Below are 19,949 nucleotides of genomic sequence, written 5' to 3' on the forward strand. Positions count from 1 at the left end.
AAGTTGTGCGCCTTTCCCCTAATGAAGGGTTAGCCCAAAGCTATGTAAGTAACTTGATAGTTGATAAAAAGGGCTACCTTTGGTTAGCAACCCAAGGTGGCTTAAATAAATATGATGGTTATCAAGTTGAAGCCGTTTTAGGGCCTGATAATGTTTTAGCCGATGCCATTATTGATGTGATTTATCAAGATAACCAAGGTTATATTTGGATTACATCATTATTGGTCGGTGTTTTTAGATATGATCCTGATACAGCTGAATTTAAACAGTTTGTAAAAGCGCCCACCAACGAAAATGAAGTCTCGTATAAAGCTGTTTTTAGTGTATTAGACTCAGGTCATTCAGGCACTATTTGGCTAGGCAGGGGGCGAGATTTAGCTAAATTAAACATGCATACTGGAAAAATAGAGCCTGTATTCAACATTCCAAATGCCACAATTCAAAGTGCGGTCCGCCAATTATTTTATCACCAAGGTTTTATTTATATTGGTACTACTGAGGGTGCGTATATTTATGAAATTGCATCTGGTCGAACGCGCGTTCTAAATCACCTTCAGAGTACTGAAATCCATGTAGATCAAAATAATGTAAAATCGTTTGCTTTAAAAGATCAAAATACACTTTGGGTGGGTGCTGTTAAGGGCCTTTATCAAGTAGATATAAGCAATGCGCAAGCATTATTTGAAGAGCCGGAAGTATCATTTAAATCTACAACTTATATAGCCGATTTAAATATATGGAAGATATATCAAAAACAAAATAAGTTGAAACTCGCAACGGATAAAGGTGTATTTGAATATTACCCAGAAGATAATCATTTAGTAAAAAATAATAGCTTAGCTGATAGCGAATATACACAATCAGATGTCAGTATTATTGATATGATTGAAGATCAGCATGGCTCAATGTGGTTGGCAACAAAAACGGATGGCGCTTTTTTTGTGCCCAACGTAGATTATTTCTTTTTTAATTATCATCCTGATAATGTAAAAGGGCAAGGGTTAACGCATCATAATGTATGGGATATTGTAGAGTTTAAAAAGAAACTTTGGTTAGGTACCGCAAATGGTTTGACTCAACTAGATGTAGAAAGCTATCAAACCGAAGGCTACTTAAAAGATTATATTATTGATGAATATAATAAAAATTTTAGTATTTTTAAATTGCTACCTTATAAAAATGATTTATGGCTGCAAACAAGTCGCGGTTTATTCAAGTTTGATACTGTTTCAAAAGAAATTACCCCAGCAAAAACAACCAGCAAAGAGTTTGAAAAATACCTTGTAGACAGGGTTTATGGTATTTATACCAATTCAGAGGGTGATCTATATGGTATCCACCCTGATCATGGCATGTTTAAATACAATCTAGATACTTTAACAATTACTCCTTTAAATAAAGGTTTTGAGTCAATAGATCCCTTTTTAGCGATAGGGTTTTTAGAGCCGCTTGCGGATAAACCTGATTTTCCACTATTTTATGCTTCTGGCACTTTATATCGTTATGATATTACAAATGAATCTTTAGATGTCATTTATCAATTACACAAAAAAGATACCGCTGATATTAATATTAATTCTTATGCTGTAGATAAAAATGGTGTTTTATGGCTATCATTTAATACACTAGGTTTGATTGGCTTAGATGCAAAAACCTTTAAAGAAGTACATCGTATTGATCGTAAATTTATAGGCTCGTTACTTTACGATATGTTTGTTGATGATATCGGTATTATTTGGATGAGTAGTCATAAAGGAATTTGGCGATTAGACCCTGATAATTTGCATTTTCAACAATATACAGTGGAAGATGGACTTGAAGTGAATGAGTTCAATGGGAGCACAGGAACTAAATTAAGCAATGGCCGAATTGCTTATGGTTCGGTTAAAGGCATTACTGTTTTTACACCTTCTGATAATCGACCAAAACAAGCATTAATAGAGCAAGTGAATATTACTTCAGTGCAATTGATGTCTCGTAAATTAGATATTCCAGCAACAGCGCAAGTAAATGAAATTGCATTAAATCATGATGATATTGGCTTAGATATCGCATTTTCTGCTATGGCCTTTAAATATCAAGATCGTATTAAGTTTGAATATCAACTATCTGATGGTAAAAAAGTCACAACCCGAAATACTAATCGAGTGATGTTTCCTAAATTAAATGCCGGTAAATACACGCTATCCGTTCGTGCAAAAGATCCGTTAACTGGTATTTATACAAAACCAGCCACATTAAAAATTAATGTGGCCTATGCACCATGGCGTTCTCCTTATGCGTTAATCACTTATGCATTTATCATTTTGAGTGTAATATTTGTTTGGCTATCTCGACGTAATAAAATGCAACGTAAGCTATTGATAGCCCATAAAGAAACACAACAAAGTGAAGCAAGGTTAAAGTTGGCATTACAAGCAAGTCATTCTGGCGTGTGGGATTGGCATACAGATTCAGCATTAATTTATCAGCCAAGGCTTATTACAGATCTGGGTTATGAAAATGAAAAAATTAGTTTAGATGATTATTTAAAAAAGATTCACCCAGAAGATCGGGCTAAATTTAGAATCGAATGGCTTGAGTTTTTATCTACTAACAAAGGTGCTTTTGAATGTACTTATAGAATACGTCATATTGCAGGTCATTGGCGTTGGTATAAAGACTTAGGCAAAGTAATGGTTTGGGATAATGGTCAGCCTATTAATGTATCAGGTACTTATACCAACATTACGCGTGAATTAGTGTTTGAAGAAAGCGCGCGTTTATTTGGTGCTGCATTTGAGCATACTCGCGATTGGGTTTTTATTTTAGATAAAAAATTTCGTGTTCGTGCGACCAATCAAGCTGTAAGAGATGATTTTAATCTTTCAAAAAACATCGTATCAAGTCGCAAGTTAGATTTAGGTTTAAGTAAAGATACTCGTCTCAATTATTTAAGAATATTGGCTAAACTCAAACCTTCAGAACACTTTCAATTTGATGAAATAATCATCACGCCAGATAAAGTAAAACATCCGGTTATTATAAAAGTCACTGCGATTGCTGATGAAACTAATCAAAATAATTCAATAGAAAACTACATCGTTGTTGTTACAGATATAAGCGAACAAAAAGAAGCTGAAAATGAATTACGCGTATTAGCAAACTATGACTCACTAACTAAATTACCAAATCGTTCTTTGCTTTTAGATCGTATAAGTCATGCAACAGAATTGGCACGCCGTCATGAAAATAAACTGGCTTTAATCTTTATTGATTTGGATAGGTTTAAGCAAGTGAACGATTCTTTAGGTCATGATTATGGCGATGAATTATTGGTTGAAATTGCAAATCGGTTAAAACTATCACTCAGAGAGCAAGATACAGTAGCCAGATTAGGTGGTGACGAGTTTGTTATCTTATTAGAAGATATCGATCTCGTTGATGAAGTCTTAACTGTCTGTAATAAGCTAGCACAAGATATTTCAAAGCCTGTAAAATTGGGATTGCAAAAAGTGAGTGTCGGTTCAAGTATGGGCATAGCAATGTTTCCAGAAGATGCTGATGAAACAAATGACTTGTTAAAAGCTGCTGATATCGCCATGTTTCATGCTAAAAAACATAGTAGTGATAGTTATCAGTTTTTCCGCCAAGAAATGAATCATAAGATTCAAAGAAAATTACAGTTAGAAAGTGACCTTAAATTAGCATTTGAAGACGATAAGTTCATTAATTATTATCAGCCAATTATATGTGTTATCACACAAAAAACATTAGGTTTTGAAGTGTTGTTAAGGTGGCCTGATAATGGCCGTATGGTTTCTCCTAGTGAATTTATACCAGCAGCTGAGAGTACTGGTTTAATTAAAAAAATGACACTAGCAACACTTCAAAGAGCATTGAAAGATTTATCTGATTGGCTAACAGTTTTACCTGAGTGTTATTTATCAGTTAATTTATCAGCAAAAGACTTTGAAAACCCGCAATTATTTAGCTGTATTTCATCTTTAATTAATGAATATGACATTAAACCTAAACATCTTGTATTTGAAATTACTGAAACAGTACTAATGCATGACTCTGAAAAAGCATTAGAGTGCATGCAGCAACTAAAGTCCCTTGGCTGTAAAATCTATTTAGATGACTTTGGCACGGGTTATTCATCTCTTACTTACTTAAAAAAATTCCCAATAGACGTACTTAAAATCGATCAGAGTTTTGTTAAAGATATTGGTGTAGATACTAATGATGAAACCATCATCAATTCAACATTGGCAATGGCACATAGTCTTGGTAAAGAATGTGTCGCAGAAGGTGTAGAAACTTTTGAACAAGTTCAATTTTTAGAAATGTTAGGGTGTTCATACCTACAAGGATTTTTATTTTCCAAACCTGTCCCTAGTGAGGGCGTAGTTGCGTTATTGAGTAAGGATTGGGGCAAGGAGTTTGGGTCATAAATGGAAGCCTAAATCTAAAGGCTTCCTTTATAATAAATTTAAATAACCCTAGCCCATTCTTTTTAAACGGCCAGAACGAACAAAAAAAAGCCGCCCCCACTTTTATTTATAAGAACGACACTTTCTCCTCAATTAAATCATCAGTTGTATTGTAATCGCGATGGAGCTACGTCCTTGTAGCAAACATAGCTTGTTCGTGCATCCTGCACTTAACATTACAAGACTGATAATTTACTTTCGGATGTGATTAAAGAGGGAGAGCGTGTCAATCTTGAAATTGGTGTAAACGTCTTAAAGTGTGGTTCCCGATGAAACACTTCGGGAATAACTGCCGATTAGTCTGTATCGTAATAGGATTAGACAAATGTAAAAACGACAATGACTACAAACTCCAAAACGTCATCTCCGAGGTGTTTTATCGGAGATCTGGTTTTAATTTTTAGTTGTAGGTTTATATCTGATGATGAGATTCCCTATAAAACACTTAGGGAATGACAAATGATGCTTCTATCTCGTAACTTAATAAAACAAAACCATTGGTTTTTTTGGCTTTGTAGCCTATTCTAGCCAACAATTTTTACCTTTAGATAAACTCTATCGGTACGTTATTAGTATTGGAGTACCTTAAATGAAAAACATAGATCTATTTGTAAAAAATTGGGGCAGTAAGCAGGCTATGGTGCCTATCGCTGAACAAGATATTTTAGAACTTGAATCTAAGATAAATGGTTTTTTACCTGACTCATATAAATATTTAATATCTACCTATGGTTTAGTTCATACGCCTAATGTATTAACTAAGATCTGTGATTTAGGCTCTGATATTTCTGAAGTACAAGATTTTTTATCACTTGAAGATGTATCTTCACTTTCTCAGTTATATGAATTAACTGGTATGCCTAAAGGGCATGTTTTGTTTGCATCAGATTGTAAGGGAAATATGTTTTGTTTTAAGTTAGCTGATTGTGAAACACAACAAACTGATTTACCTGTCTGGTTTTTTGAACGTGATGTTTGCACTGTTACAAAAGTATCTAATTCTTTTATCGAATGGTTAGATGAGTTTAATGAACTTTAATTAAAACTTTTAGATGTAAATGAGATTCCCGATAAAACAACTCGGGAATGACACATGAACTTTCGGTGAAATTATTGAATTAAGCAATATTTATTACAGTATTTATCAGCTCTAATTTTGAATGTTAAAACCAATTAAATACTAAACTCAATTTTGTGTATTCTTACCGCAATGTGGGCAGTAGTGTTTTTGATATAAACTAGTTTGTTGTTTTTTTATCGCTAATTTAGCTTCTTGTTTACCTAAACCTAGCTCTAATCTCAGTCGTTCTAGTTTGTTTTTTTCATCATCTGTTAATTTTCCGTCTTCTAAAAAAGCATGCACGGTATCTTCAAATAATGTGCGACGTTTTCTTAATTGTTCAGAAAAACTAGAAGCTAATAAACCTGTAGGGATTGCAACCATGCCCATGCTTAATACCGTGATCACACCGCCAAAAAAGCGCCCTAATGGCGTGATTGGTACAACATCACCATAACCTACCGTTGTTAATGTGGCCATGGCCCACCACATAGATTCAGGTATAGAACCAAACTTATCTGGTTGTACATCATGTTCTATTAAATATATACCGCATGAAGCGAGGATCAGTACAATTGCCATAATAAAAAAAGCAGCGCCAAGTGAGCTGGCTTCTTCTTTAAATGATTGTAATAACAACTGCATAGCACGAGAGTAACGGGTGAGTTTAAATACGCGCATTAAGCGTATTACACGTAAAAAACGTAAATCAAAAGACACAAATAGCATTAAATAAGAAGGTAAAATAGCCAATAAATCTATCAGAGCTAAAGGGCTGGTGATGTATTTTAGCCGCATTTTAAAATGGCTATCACCGCTATTTCTATATTTTTCTTTATCAACACATGCCCAAAGTCTCGCTAAATATTCTATGGTGAATATGCCAACTGAAATGATTTCAATCCAAATAAAATATATGCGATATTCGATGGCTATGCTCTGAACTGATTCAATCACGATCGCTATAACATTAATTAAAATAAGTAATACTAAGCAAAAATCGAGGTAGCGACCCCGATTTATTTGTTCTCCGGAACTTTCTAATACTTGAGCAACAAAAAGTCTGAATGATTTCACTTAAATACCTACTTATTTAATATTATTAATATTTTATCATAACTATATGCTTTTTGAATTAAGCTGGCCTTTTATGATTAAGTAAAGCTTTTAGCTTTGCAGGTTTAATAGGTTTGCTTAAATAGTGGATATCTTTGCTTTTAGTTTCGGCTTTAAGCGCTTCACCGCGCATTGCTGTAATAAGTACTGCGGGTATTTTACTTTGCCAAATATCACGTAAATCTTGAATGAGTGAAATACCATCACATTCATTACTCAATTGATAATCCATTAAGATAATATCGGGAGCTGTATTGTTATTTGCGTGAGCGAGTGCCGTTTCTACAGTATTAAAACTTTGATGATTACAGCCCCATTTATTCAGTAAACTGGCCATGGCATCTAGGTTTTCTTGGGCATCATCAACCATAATCACGTTGAATGATTTTTTACTATCAAATTGAATATTATTAATGGCTTTTTGTTGTACTAACTGTGATTGACCTAGGGGTACCTCGATACTAAAGCAACTGCCTTTGCCTTCGATGGATTTAACTTCTAGCTTTAGCGCTAGTAAATCAGCCATACGTTTAACAACACCTAAACCTAAGCCAACGCCTTTATTATCGGAACTATCAATACGATAAAAATCACTGAATATTTTATCTTGCTGATACTGTGAAATACCAGGGCCGGTATCCCAAATTTCGATTCGGATATGTTTAGGTTGAGAGTCTTTAGTAGCAATATATCTACAGCCTACTAAAACCTTGCCTGTATCTGTATATTTTACAGCGTTAGAGACTAAGTTTTGTAAAATACGCCTTAAGTAAGTGGTATCACATTGTACTATGGTGTTTGAAGGGCGGATTTTCAGTTTTAAGCCTTTTTCTTGGCATAAAATAGCATATTCACTGGTAAGTGGTTTTAAAATATCATTAATACAAAAATGTCTATTTTCTGGTGTCATCGCACCTTGGTCTAATTTGGCTATTTCTAATAAAGCCGACATCAAATGCACGGTTGAATCTAGGCTATGGCCTAATTTTTCAAAACTATTTTGGTTAGTCTCGCTTAACTCTTTTTCTTCAATTGAAGCTAAATACAAACGTGCAGCATTGAGCGGCTGTAAAATATCATGGCTTGCTAGGGCTAAAAACTTAGTTTTACTTTCATTGGCAGATTCAGCTTCAAACTTGGCAGATGTAAGTGCTTGCTCTGTTTGTTCTCTTCGAATAATCTCAGCTTCTAATTCCACATTAATATTGCTGATCTCTTGAGTTCTCGCTTCAATGCGATTCTCTAGAGAAATGTTAACTTCCTCTAATAGATTTTGCGTTTCAATATGACTGGTAATGTCTGAGTAACTAGTAACAAAACCACCATCCGGTAACGGGTTACCCGTCATTTCAAAAACTTGGCCATTTTTACGGCGGCGAATAAAGTGATGCGGAGTACCATTTTTTAAATGCTGAACACGTTTATTGATTTGCCTTTCCAGCTCTCCAGGCCCACATTCACCTTTACTCACATTAAAACGAATGACTTCTTCAATAGGTTGCCCAACCTCTAAAAATCCTTCAGGGTATTCAAACATCTCCATATAACCTTTATTCCAGGCAACTAATTTGAGGTCTTTGTTAACTACAGAAATACCATGACTTAGATTCTCCAGTGCCGTAAATAATAGGTTTTGATTAAACTGTAGGGCTTGTGTGGTTTCATCAAAGAAATTAACTACCTCTTCAAATGCCATTTGTTTTCCAGTGAGCACTGTACTAATTAAGGCCTGAGCAGATGAAGCACCTAGCACACCTGTTAATGCACGCTCACAGTAATCTATAAATTCAGAGTTGGGAATTTCGCTATCATCGTCTAAATTTGCATTCATCATATAGTGAGAGATAAGTTGTTTGCTTCTTTGAATACCTAAAAATGTTTGCAATAAAACTTTTAAGTCGTAGATACTGGCTTTAACATCTTTATTTTGACGTTTATCTATTGGCGTTTGCTCTCTAGGATTTACAAAAGCAGTCGCTTGAATTTTATCAACTAAGCGTTCATGGGCGCCTAAAGAAAAGGCGATATAACAGACTATATTGGCAAATAAAGCAATAAAAGTACCTTGTGTAATGATACCTTGCTGTACAAAACTGGTATTAACTGACGCACCCTCCAGTAACGGATACATTAAAAATAACATCCAAAATAGAAAACCAGAGATTAAACCCGCATAAACACCATAAGCATGGCCTTTTCGCCAATATAAGCCGCCAATAATAGCAGGTAATAATTGCGTAACTAATGAAAAGGCAACCAGTCCCATGCTTGCCAGCGCTGCATTGTTACCTAATTGCTGTTGATATAAATATGCTAAACCTAAGATAGCGGCGATGGTAATGCGCCTAACTAATAATATTTGTCGTTTGTAGCTAGTGGTGATCAGGTTGCGTTTAAATTTACGTTTAAGTAATAATGGTAAAACAACATCATTAGAGATCATGGTACTTAAGGTTAAAGTGGCAACAATGATCATAGCAGTACCCGCAGATAAGCCGCCGATAAAAACAAAGGTTGTTAAAATGGCGTTGTTTTCTGATACTGGGAAAGCCAATACAAAACTATCTGGCGCAAAATGAGCACCAATTTCAGGATGAAATGCAGCTGTAGCAATGGGAATAATAACAGCAGCAGTTAATAACAAATAAAGCGGAAATGCCCAGCGAGCAGTTTTTAAATGATTTAAGTCTTGGTTATCAACAACAGTGACATGAAATTGCCGAGGTAAACATATAATGGCAGCCGCAGCCATTAACGCTTGACCTACAAAGTTAAAACTCAATACATTATCAACTTGCCACTCACTAAAAGCACTTTGTTGGGTGAACACTTCAAACATACCCGGTTGGTAATTTAAAAATACATAAATGGCTAAGCCGGCTACAGCTAATAGTGCTAATAATTTAATGAGAGATTCAAAGGCAATAGCGAGCATTAAACCAGAACGGTATTCAGTTACATCAACTTTACGGGTACCAAAAAATATGGCAAATAATGCCATCATAATCGTACCAGCCAGTGCGAGGAAAGTACCTGATACTTGGCTATTATTTTGTACTAATAAAAAACTAGAACTAAGGGCTTTTAACTGCAAAGCAATATATGGAATAGTCGCTAAAAGAGCGATCAAAGTGACTAAAATTGCTGTAAGTTGACGTTTACCATAACGGGCTGATATAAAGTCGGCTATGGTAGTAATATTTTGCTTTTTACTGACGAGTACTAATTTATGTAAAAACCTGTGACCAAACATAAATAATAAAGCGGGGCCTAATAATATAGGTAAAAAACTCCAACCAGAATTAGTTGCGGTGCCAACTGCACCGTAATATGTCCACGACGTACAATAAATGCCTAATGCAAGTGAATATACAAAAGGGTGGTGGCTGATTTTTTTAGCTAAAACTGTTTTTTTGTCACCCCAGCTTGCAAGCCAAAATAACAAAGCCATGTAACATAAGCCAACTAAGATCAGTGTAAGTGTCATGATATTTATATAAAAATGAGATTTAACATACCTTAACATGTCACAGAAGGTATGTGTGTTATTCCTTAGTCTATCTCAAACTAAACTAATAAATGTATTCAAAATTACATTGTTATTTATTTGTTACATATTAAGTTTACAATTCATTTTCAATGGATATTTATTAAGTTACCATTTGTTCTTATAACTTAAAAAATAATACATGGAATAATATGAACCGCTTACTAGCCCGCACTTTTTTAATATTAGTTTTAATCAGTGCATACTTTTTATCTGGATGTTCTGAGCCTCAGGCAGATGAAAAAGAAGAAGAAGTGATTTATAAAGTTCCTGTCGAAACGATTACGTTAAAACAACAAGATATTAAGAATACCTATAAAACCACGGCAGTACTCGAAGCTAAATCTGAAAGTAAAGTGACAAATAAAGTCACGGGTATGATTAAAAGTGTATTGGTAGAAGAGGGCATGTTGGTTAAGCAGGGTCAAATACTGGCTGAAATAGATGATGAAAGCTATCAGTTAGAGTTTGAAAGGGCGAGCATAGACTTAGAATCAGCAACTGCAGAATATAATCGCAGTAAGCCAAATAAAGGTAAGCAGTTAATTTCAGCTAAGGATTTAGAAAAGCTTGAGTTTTTGGTGAAGTCACGCCACAACCAACAAAAAATTACAGCTATTAAAGTGCGAGATAGCAAAGTCCGTGCTCCAATTTCGGGTGTGATAGCTTCGCGTAGTGTTAAAGCTGGAAACATGACATCAAGTGCAGATTCAGAAATGTTCCATATTGTTGCTTTAAATACTTTACAAGGTGTTGTTTATTTACCTGAAGCACAAATGAATGCTGTTCACTTAGGGCAAAAAGCCAGTTTAAATTTCCCAGCTAATGGTGATAAAAGCATTTCTGCTGAAATATCATTAATTTCGCCGATTATAGATACAAAATCAGGTACATTCAAAGTCACACTGCAGGTTGATAACAATACAGGTATGTTAAAGCCAGGTATGTTTGCAAAAGTAGCGCTCACTTTAGATGAGCATAAAAATGTTGCTGTAGTGCCTTTAAAAGCTTTACTCATTACAGACAGTGAAACAAGCCTATTTGTTATTGAAGATAATAAAGCAAAAAAGATAGTGGTAGAAACTGGTTATGAAGAGGGGGGGTTAGTTGAAATTCTTACGCCGTTAGCAACAAATACTCAAATTGTGATTGTTGGCCAGCAAAGTCTTAAAAAAGACAGTTTAGTAACTGTGATAAATAAATCAGAACATACATCTCAAGAAATTGCTGATTAGCACACAACACTACACAACATAATAAAAATAATATCTGAATTAAGAGTCTGAGTTTATGAGTATTGTCAGTACGGTTGTTAAACGTCCCGTTACAGTTTGCATGTTTACACTTGCCATTATGTTATTTGGTATGGTTGGCTTTTCGCGATTATCAGTGTCACTTTTACCTGATTTATCTTATCCCACTTTAACTATTCGTACGGTTAATCCAGGTGCTGCGCCAGCAGAAATTGAACAATTACTTAGTAAACCAATAGAAGAAGCTGTAGGTGTCGTAAAAGGGATCCGTAAAGTTCATTCAATTTCAAAAGCTGGCCAATCAGATGTGATTGTTGAATTTGATTGGGGTATAGCTATGAACTTTGCTACTCAAAATGTGAGAGAAAAGCTTGATACGCTGTCATTACCTAAAGATGTTAAAAAGCCAATTATCTTGAGATTTAACCCCGCACTAGACCCCATAATTCGCTTGGGCATATCAACGACCAATAAAGATTTTAAAGCGTTAAAACAAAACCGTACTTTTGCAGAACAAGAAATAAAACGTCAATTAGAAACCATAGCAGGTGTTGCCGCCGTGCAACTAGGTGGTGGTTTACAGCAAGAAATACAAGTGATATTTGATCAAGAAAAGGCCGATCAAAGAGGTATATCAGCACAAGATATTGTACAAGGTATTCAAAGTGAAAATATTAATATGTCGGCAGGGCGTGTTTATGATGGTCAGCAAGAGTATTTAGTTCGCACTGTAAATCAATTTGCATCTCTTGATGAATTGAGCAATATGATAGTTAAACAAGTCGATGGTTATACTATTTACTTAAAAGATATTGCTCAGGTTTATGATGGTGAAAAAGAACGTACTGATATCACTCGCATTAATAATAACGAAGCCATTGAGTTAGCTATTTATAAAGAGGGAGACGCGAATACTGTAAACGTTGCAAATTTAGTTAATGAAAAACTAGTAAAAATTAAAGAAAGCTTACCTGAATCGCTTACCCTAGATGTTATTTATGATCAATCAGAGTTTATTATTGATGCTGTAGATGAAGTTCAAAATGCAGCAATTGTTGGCGGTATTTTAGCTATGCTGATTTTATACTTATTTTTAGGTAATTTGTTTAATACCTTAATTATTTCTTTGGCGATCCCAATCTCTATTATCGCGACCTTTAACTTGATGTTTGCCAATGATATTAGCCTTAATATTATGTCTTTGGGCGGCATTGCTTTAGCTGTAGGGTTATTGGTAGATAATGCGATTGTAGTACTTGAAAACATTGCCCGTTATAGAGAAAAAGGCGAGAGCATTATTAATGCAGCAGTTCTAGGGACTCAAGAGGTAACGGGGGCTGTCATTGCCTCAACATTAACAACGTTAGCAGTGTTTTTTCCTTTGGCTTTTGTTGAAGGTTTTGCTGGTCAGTTATTTAGTGATCAAGCGATGACTGTGACCTTTGCTTTATTGGCATCTTTAGTTGTTGCCTTAACATTGATACCTATGTTGGCATCTAGGCAATTTGCTATTAAAGAAAATACGACAACTGAGCAACAATCTGAAAAAAGTGATAAAAAAAGCACATCTCGATTTAATTTAATCAAAAGAATTTTAGGGTTCCCTTTTAGACTGGTATTTAATTATTTGCCTTTAGCAATAACAAAAGCACTTTTATTAATTGCTAATTTATTGATGAAATTAATTAATTTAATACTTAAACCTGCATATAAGTTGTTTAGTGTCTATTTTAGTAAAGTAGCCGTTTTGTATCATTCACTGTTATTAAAATCACTAAAAAATCGCGTTTTGGTTTTATCTTTGGCTATTGTATTTTCTCTTGGGGTGGCGAGTTTAATACCCGATATGGATGTTGAACTTGTACCAGAAGTTGCAAAATCAGAATTTACCCTTGAGATTTCTTTGCCTCAAGGCACACCAATTAAAGTAACAGATCAACATTTGCAAACTTTAGCAAATAGCATTAAGTCAGACCCTAGAGTGAAACATACTTATTCTTTAGCTGGCAGCGGTAGTTTGATGATGAGTTCAGCAAGCAAAGGCGGTGAAAACTGGGGGCAGTTGTTAGTTGCTTTACATAATAGTGATGACATTAAACCTATAAAAGCACTGGTAAGGAATAAAGCCCAAACCATGGCTGATGTGACTGTAAAAATTAAACAAGCTGAAATGTTCACAACAGAGCGTCCATTACAGATCATTTTATCCGGTTATAATTTGGCGAGTTTAAAGAAAACAAGTGATGAATTAGCAAGAATATTAATTGCTGATAAACAATTTACAGATATTAATAAAAGCTTACGTGATGGCCAACCTGAGCTGAAAATTGAATTTGATAATGCGCGTTTAGCCAGTTTAGATTTAAGGGCTTCAAATATTGCTGAGCAACTAGTGACTAAAGTAGCTGGTTCAGTTGCAAGTAAATATAATTTGAATGATAGACAAATAGACATTTTAGTGAGAGCTGATGAGCAAGCTAGAAACTCTGCCCAAGCAATAAAACACATTACGATTAATGCCTCTCAAGACAGATCTCTGCCTTTATCTACAGTTGCAAAAATCAGCCAGAGTATCGGTCCAAATGAGATTAATCGCATAGATCAAACTCGAGTAGCCATCGTATCTGCCTCCTTAGCTTTTGGTGATTTAGCCAGTGCAGCATTGAAAACTAATATGATAATAAATAAGTTAAATTTACCAGACAATATTCGCGTGAAAATTGCTGGGCAAAATGAGGAAATGTCTCGATCATTTTCTTCACTTATGATGGCTTTATTATTGGCTGTATTTTTAGTCTATTTAGTGATGGCCTCACAATTTGAGTCTTTGCTTAATCCATTTATTATTTTATTTTCAGTGCCATTGGCTGTTTTAGGTTCTGTATTGGGTTTATATATCACAAGCACAGCCATTAGTGTGATTGTATTAATAGGCGTGATTATGCTTACTGGCATAGTGGTAAACAATGCCATCGTGCTTGTTGATCGCATTAATCAATTACGTGTTCAAGGCATTGAGAAATCAGAGGCAATTATCACAGCAAGTAATTCACGCTTGAGGCCTATCATTATGACCTCACTCACGACAGTGTTAGGGTTAGCGCCTTTAGCACTTGCTGGTGGTGAAGGCTCAGAATTAAGGGCGCCTTTAGCAATTACTGTGATGTCAGGTTTATTTGTTGCAACAGCGCTGACACTGCTTGTGATCCCCGTTTTGTATAGTGTATTTGATCGTAAAAAATATGCTCAAACGGTCACCGAAGACACCCAGATAATTCAAGGTGACATTAATTATGATAGCTAATAAAAATTTTACAAAAACGCGTTTGCCAATTAATTTATGGCTGAGCGCGTTGGCGTTAAAGCGCCCGGTAACAACCGTTATGATAATGCTGTCGTTATTTATGACTGGACTCGTTGCGAGCAGGTTATTACCCCAAGAAAGCTGGCCAAGTGTAAATGCGCCAGTGATGTTTATTTATGTGCCATATAGTGGCTCATCACCAAAAGAGGTCGAACGTTTAATTACTCGACCGATAGAAGAAGCCATAGCGACCGTGGGCGGTATATCTTCTATGAAATCTCGCAGCCGTGCTGATTCTGCTGCAATTCAAATTATGATGGATTTAGGCTCTGATCTTGATAGCAAAATTTTAGAAGTCAGAGAAAAAGTCGATATGATCAGTCATTTATTGCCTGATGATGTGCAAAGAGTAAATGTACAAAAGTTTTCTACTCAAGATATTCCTGTGATGACATTAACGCTCACAGGTAAAAATGATTTATCTCATGCTTATGATTTTTTAAATAAAAAACTCGTTAGAAAAATAGAACGATTATCAGGGGTAGGAAAAATAGAATTAAGAGGCGTTGTTAAGCCTAATATTGAAATTAAACTTGATAGTACAAAGCTCGCAATGAATCGGGTAAACCAAGGTCAATTATTACAAGATTTACGTGCCAGTAATTTTATAGTGAAGTCGGCATCGGTTATTAATGGCGAGCGAAAATTTAGAGTATCTCCACAAGGTGAATATAAAAGCTTAACTGATATTAAAAACTTTCAAGTAAAAGCGAATGTAAAGCTCAGTGATGTTGCTAAGGTATCACTTAAAAGCCCTGAAAAAGACAGTGAAATCAGAAGTGACCGCCAAAAAACCATAGGTTTGGAGGTATTTAAAGAGTCTGATGCCAATGTTGTTGATGTTTCTAATAATGTAGTGAACTTTGTTGATTTTATAAAAGCAGAACCTGAGTTTAAAGATATTAAAATCAATATAAAAAACAACAGTGGTAATGAGATCCAGGAGTCATTATCAGATTTACTCAAAGCGGGCTTTGCAGGCATATTTTTATCTTTTGCTGTTTTATATGTATTTTTTAAAAATTATAGGATCACCTTAGTTGTGGTTGCCTCAGTGCCTATTTCATTGAGCTTTGCACTCGCTGGTATGTACTTTATGGGTTATACACTTAACATGCTGACACTAGCAGGCTTATTTATAGCTGTGGGCTTGTTGATTGATAATTCTGTCGTAATTTGTGAAAGCATACTACAACAACAATCATGTGCATTAAGCCATTATCAAAAAGTAATTAAAGGCGTTGATAATGTGAGCATCGCAGTGATCAGTGGCACATTAACAACAGTTATCATATTTTTCCCTATCTTAATGGGTGAAAAAAACTTTATTACAGTGTTAATTGAGCAAATTGCAGTGGCTATTTGTTTGCCTTTATTAGCATCATTATTAGTGGCAAAAACTTTGATCCCTTTGATGCTCAGCAAAGTAACCGAAGGAAACCTCAATGCAGTTACGACTCAAGGACGATTAGATAAGGTTTATCGATTCAGCTTAAAAAACATATTACGAAATCCAAAACGTTCTGCTTTAGGTGTTTTATTGTTATGTTTATTAGGCTTTTTTGCTCGAGACTTTGTATCAAATCAAGAAGAGCACAGTAAAAAGTCGAGAGATATTACCATTAGATACCATGTTATAAGTGGGCAAAAATTGGCTGATGTCTCTAAATTAGTTGATGAAATGGAAGTATACCTTTATGACAATCAACAAGAATTTGGTTTTAAAAAAGTAGATAGCCGTATTTATGCGGATTATGCATCTTCTACTATTAGGTTAAAAAAGGGATTATCCATTTCGATATCTGAATTAAAAGAAAAAATCCGTTCAGGCTTTCCTAAAACAGCTATCGCTAAACCTTCATTTTCATGGTCTGATAATAAACAAAAATTTGCCAGTTTATCTCTGTTAGGCAGCTCAACTGAGCGTTTAATATCATTGAGTGAGTCGGTGATTTTAAGACTTAAGCAAATCGAAGGTTTTGATGAAGTTGGCATTGATGATAATGATAAAAAACGTGAATTACTATTACGGATTGATAATGAAAAAGTTGCTCGCTTAGGTTTAAATACACAAGATATTGCTAGTCGCATTTCAACCGCTTTAAGAGGTGTAAATTTAAGATCTTTTAGGGATGAAATACTAGGAGAGATAGATATACGCTTGGTTTATCATGATCAAAAGGCACTGCCTTTATCCCAAATTAGAGATTTACCTATATATGAAACGCAAGGGCGTGTTTTAGCTTTGCAGCAACTTGTAAAGTTTGATTCACAAGCGATTATGCCTGTCATTAATAGAGTGCAAAGGCAAACAAGTTTAACAATTTCTATTAACCTCAATAAGATAACTCGTAAAGACGCGGCTGTAAAAATAAAACAAGTAATGAAAGAGATCGCATTACCTACAGGTTACGAATGGCAATTAGGCCGAGCTTACCGAAATGATAATATTTCAATGGCTAATATGGCGATAAATATGTTACTAGCACTGGCATTAATTTTTATGGTGATGGCTGCATTATTTGAATCTTTATTAATGCCTATAGCAATATTATCTTCTATTGCTTTGGCTTTTATTGGTGTTTATTTTACTTTTGCAATCTTGGGCATGGGCCTAGGTGAAACTGCGATGATAGGCATGCTCATATTAATGGGAATAGTGGTAAACAATGGCATAGTATTAATAGACCAAATTAATAAGCTAAAAGGGTCATCAACAAGTTTAATCGAACCGATAATACAAGCGTGTGCAACTAGAATAAGGCCTATTTTAATGACAGTCGCAACAACAATAATAGGGTTAGTACCCGTTGCGATAGCTTCAAGTAATAATGAAGCTTACCCATTAGCAATCGCAATTATAGGTGGTTTAATTTTTTCAACATTTACCAGTTTATTCTTAGTGCCATATTGTTACTTAATGCTAGTTAAACTGGGTGAGCGCTCAGCTAAACGATTTTCAATCGCCAAAAAATTCGCTGATAAATATATAACAACTTAAAAAAGAAAAGCTCCTGAGTCAGGAGCTTTTTTATAATGCTTAAAAGATTAAGTTAACCAATAGAAGGGATCATGCCAAACATTTGTAAGAACTGTGCGCTGATGATTAATACACCAGATAATGCCGCTAATAAAAGCGCTGAATTACCACCTCTTACTTGATAATCCTCATTAGAAGCCTGTCGTTGCTTTCTTTGTTTAAATACCATTGCAGTTGGTAAAAATACAGCTAATACAACCAATGCAATAGCGGCATAACCTAGTGCCATAATAAAGCCTTGAGGATAAAACAGCGCAAAGCATAAAGGTGGTACAAAAGTGACTAACGCTGTAACAAGCCTATCTTTTTTTGCATTGCCTTTTTTTAAGGTATCACTGAAAAAATCAAATAAACCAAGGCTTACACCGAGGAATGATGTTGCTAATGCTAAGTCTGCAAAAATAGTAATCGCATTGCTCACTTTAGGGCTTTGCAGCATAGATGCGACACTTGCGATAAACCCTGATAAACCTTCACTTTGTAATAAGTGTGATTGACTCATTACACCTTGGCTGACTACTTGCCAAAATAAGTAAATAACTAAAGGTAATGCCGCGCCCATAATCATAATTCTTCTTAATGACTTTATATCTATACCAACATATTTAACGATTGAAGGAATAGAACCATGAAAACCAAAAGAAGTAAAAACAACAGGAATTGCTGATAATATAAGGCCTTGTTCAATTGGCATTTCTAGTAAGTGTTGACCTTGAACATAAGGGGTTAACATATAAAAAACCGATGCTAAAACAATTACTTTAATTGAAAATAATACGCGATTTATTTTATCTACCGTGCCTGTGCCTAAAGTGATAATTGCACCAAAAATAACAGCAAATAATACTGAACCAGATTGTACCGGTAGCTCTAAATTCGTCCACTCAACAAGTTTAGTTTGTAGTTGAGAACCGCCACCGGCAATATAAGCGGCACATAAGGCGTAAAATAAAAATATCATAGAGAAATTAGCAATTAACTGGCCTTTTCTTCCCAGAAGGCTTTTTGCTAAAGAGTTTAATGTTGCCTCTACATGTGCATATTGATGCACTTCTAACATTAATAAAGCGGTATAAGTCATTAATGCCCATGCAGCAAATAATAATACCGTAGCAGTTGAAAAGCCGAGTCCTGCAGATGCTATTGGCAAAGCAAGCATGCCTGCACCAATTGTCGTACCTGCAATAATCAACATACTGCCTAATGTTTTACCCTGAATCATTCAATCGCCCTTTATTCTTAGTATTCTTGAGCTAGGTTAAGGTTTAAAAATTAAATTGAAAGTATATGAGGTAAAAAAATTAATTAACTTGTAGCATAATATTTACAAAAGAGGTTGCTTGGTAACTAAAATTAGTACCTATTGAAGTTATACGCTTTTGATTAATAAAGAAGAATAGGGTGTAATTATTACTGGATATAAGCCTAAAGTAAAAGTTACCTCAGGCTTAATTACAACAATTATCGGGATTATTTTTAGCTTAAAATAGTTTAAATATGTTTACCGCGAGTCCAAGGTGATTCAGATAAAAGGCGTTCACCGGCATCTACTGCACCCGTTTCCATTGTTGTGCCCATAGAGTCGTTCCAGCGGTTCAGATAACCAAATAAAGAAATAACACCTAAAATCTCAACAATTTCTCCATCATCCCAGTACTCATGCATTTGCGCTGTAATTTCATCATTTACTGCATTTGGCACACTGGAAGCGGCAAGCGCCAATTCAAATGCCGCTTTTTCAGCTTGTGTATATAAATCACTTTCTCTAAATGACCAAATGTTAGCTAAACGTTCTTCGGTGCCGCCGTAGCGCTCTGCAGCTAAAATCGTATGTGCCTCACAGTATCTGCAGCCTGTATTGGCACTAGTGATATAACCTATTAAGCGTTTTTGCTCCGCTGTTACACGCCCATCATTGGCCATTACAGCCATATTCAGGTTAATAAATGCTTTTGCAATGGCAGGTCTGTGCTGCATGGTTAAAACACTATTAGGACAAAAACCTAAAGTTTCATTAAAAAATTTAGCAAGTTCAATAACTTCTTCATTGGCATCTGTTGGTAATGGTTTAACTAATGGCATGATAAATTTCCT

9 protein-coding genes are annotated in these 19,949 nt (G+C 35.1%); 5 read left to right on the forward strand and 4 right to left on the reverse strand.

Features of this window, described 5'->3' with window-relative positions:
* Positions 1-5: 5 nt before the first annotated feature.
* On the forward strand, positions 6-4,436 hold the full coding sequence (locus tag KO527_RS09670) for an EAL domain-containing protein (RefSeq protein ID WP_354668612.1): 4,431 nt from the start codon (positions 6-8) through the stop codon (positions 4,434-4,436).
* A gap of 628 nt (positions 4,437-5,064) precedes the next feature.
* A complete protein-coding gene (locus KO527_RS09675; protein ID WP_216040107.1) occupies positions 5,065-5,514 on the forward strand; it encodes an SMI1/KNR4 family protein in 450 nt (149 codons plus the stop codon).
* 147 nt (positions 5,515-5,661) lie between these two features.
* Here the strand turns inward: KO527_RS09675 and KO527_RS09680 are convergent, their stop codons facing one another.
* Both KO527_RS09680 and KO527_RS09685 read right to left on the reverse strand, forming a co-directional pair.
* On the reverse strand, positions 5,662-6,612 hold the full coding sequence (locus KO527_RS09680; protein ID WP_216040108.1) for an ion transporter: 951 nt from the start codon (positions 6,610-6,612) through the stop codon (positions 5,662-5,664).
* A 58-nt stretch (positions 6,613-6,670) separates the two neighbouring features.
* The gene (locus KO527_RS09685) at positions 6,671-10,138 is read right to left on the reverse strand and encodes a hybrid sensor histidine kinase/response regulator (RefSeq protein ID WP_216040109.1); all 3,468 of its coding nucleotides are present in this window, start codon (positions 10,136-10,138) and stop codon (positions 6,671-6,673) included.
* Between the two features lie 212 nt (positions 10,139-10,350).
* On the opposite strand from KO527_RS09685, the gene KO527_RS09690 reads away from it, so the two are divergent.
* From KO527_RS09690 to KO527_RS09700, 3 genes are read left to right on the forward strand one after another with little or no spacing between them, the layout of a single operon-like run.
* Positions 10,351-11,433 (forward strand): efflux RND transporter periplasmic adaptor subunit, encoded by a 1,083-nt coding sequence (locus KO527_RS09690; protein WP_216040110.1) that lies wholly within the window; start codon positions 10,351-10,353, stop codon positions 11,431-11,433.
* Positions 11,434-11,488: 55 nt separating this feature from the next.
* Entirely contained in the window at positions 11,489-14,755 is a 3,267-nt protein-coding gene (locus tag KO527_RS09695; RefSeq protein WP_216040111.1) for an efflux RND transporter permease subunit, read from the forward strand.
* On the forward strand, positions 14,745-17,816 hold the full coding sequence (locus KO527_RS09700; protein WP_216040112.1) for an efflux RND transporter permease subunit: 3,072 nt from the start codon (positions 14,745-14,747) through the stop codon (positions 17,814-17,816). The genes KO527_RS09695 and KO527_RS09700 overlap by 11 nt, the downstream gene beginning before the upstream one ends.
* Before the next feature lie 52 nt (positions 17,817-17,868).
* Here the strand turns inward: KO527_RS09700 and KO527_RS09705 are convergent, their stop codons facing one another.
* Entirely contained in the window at positions 17,869-19,077 is a 1,209-nt protein-coding gene (locus KO527_RS09705) for an aromatic amino acid transport family protein (RefSeq protein WP_216040113.1), read from the reverse strand.
* A gap of 269 nt (positions 19,078-19,346) precedes the next feature.
* A complete protein-coding gene (locus KO527_RS09710) occupies positions 19,347-19,937 on the reverse strand; it encodes a carboxymuconolactone decarboxylase family protein (protein ID WP_216040114.1) in 591 nt (196 codons plus the stop codon).
* Positions 19,938-19,949: the final 12 nt, after the last annotated feature.

This window comes from Pseudoalteromonas sp. C2R02 (assembly GCF_018860845.1).
Taxonomy (GTDB): Bacteria; Pseudomonadota; Gammaproteobacteria; order Enterobacterales; family Alteromonadaceae; genus Pseudoalteromonas.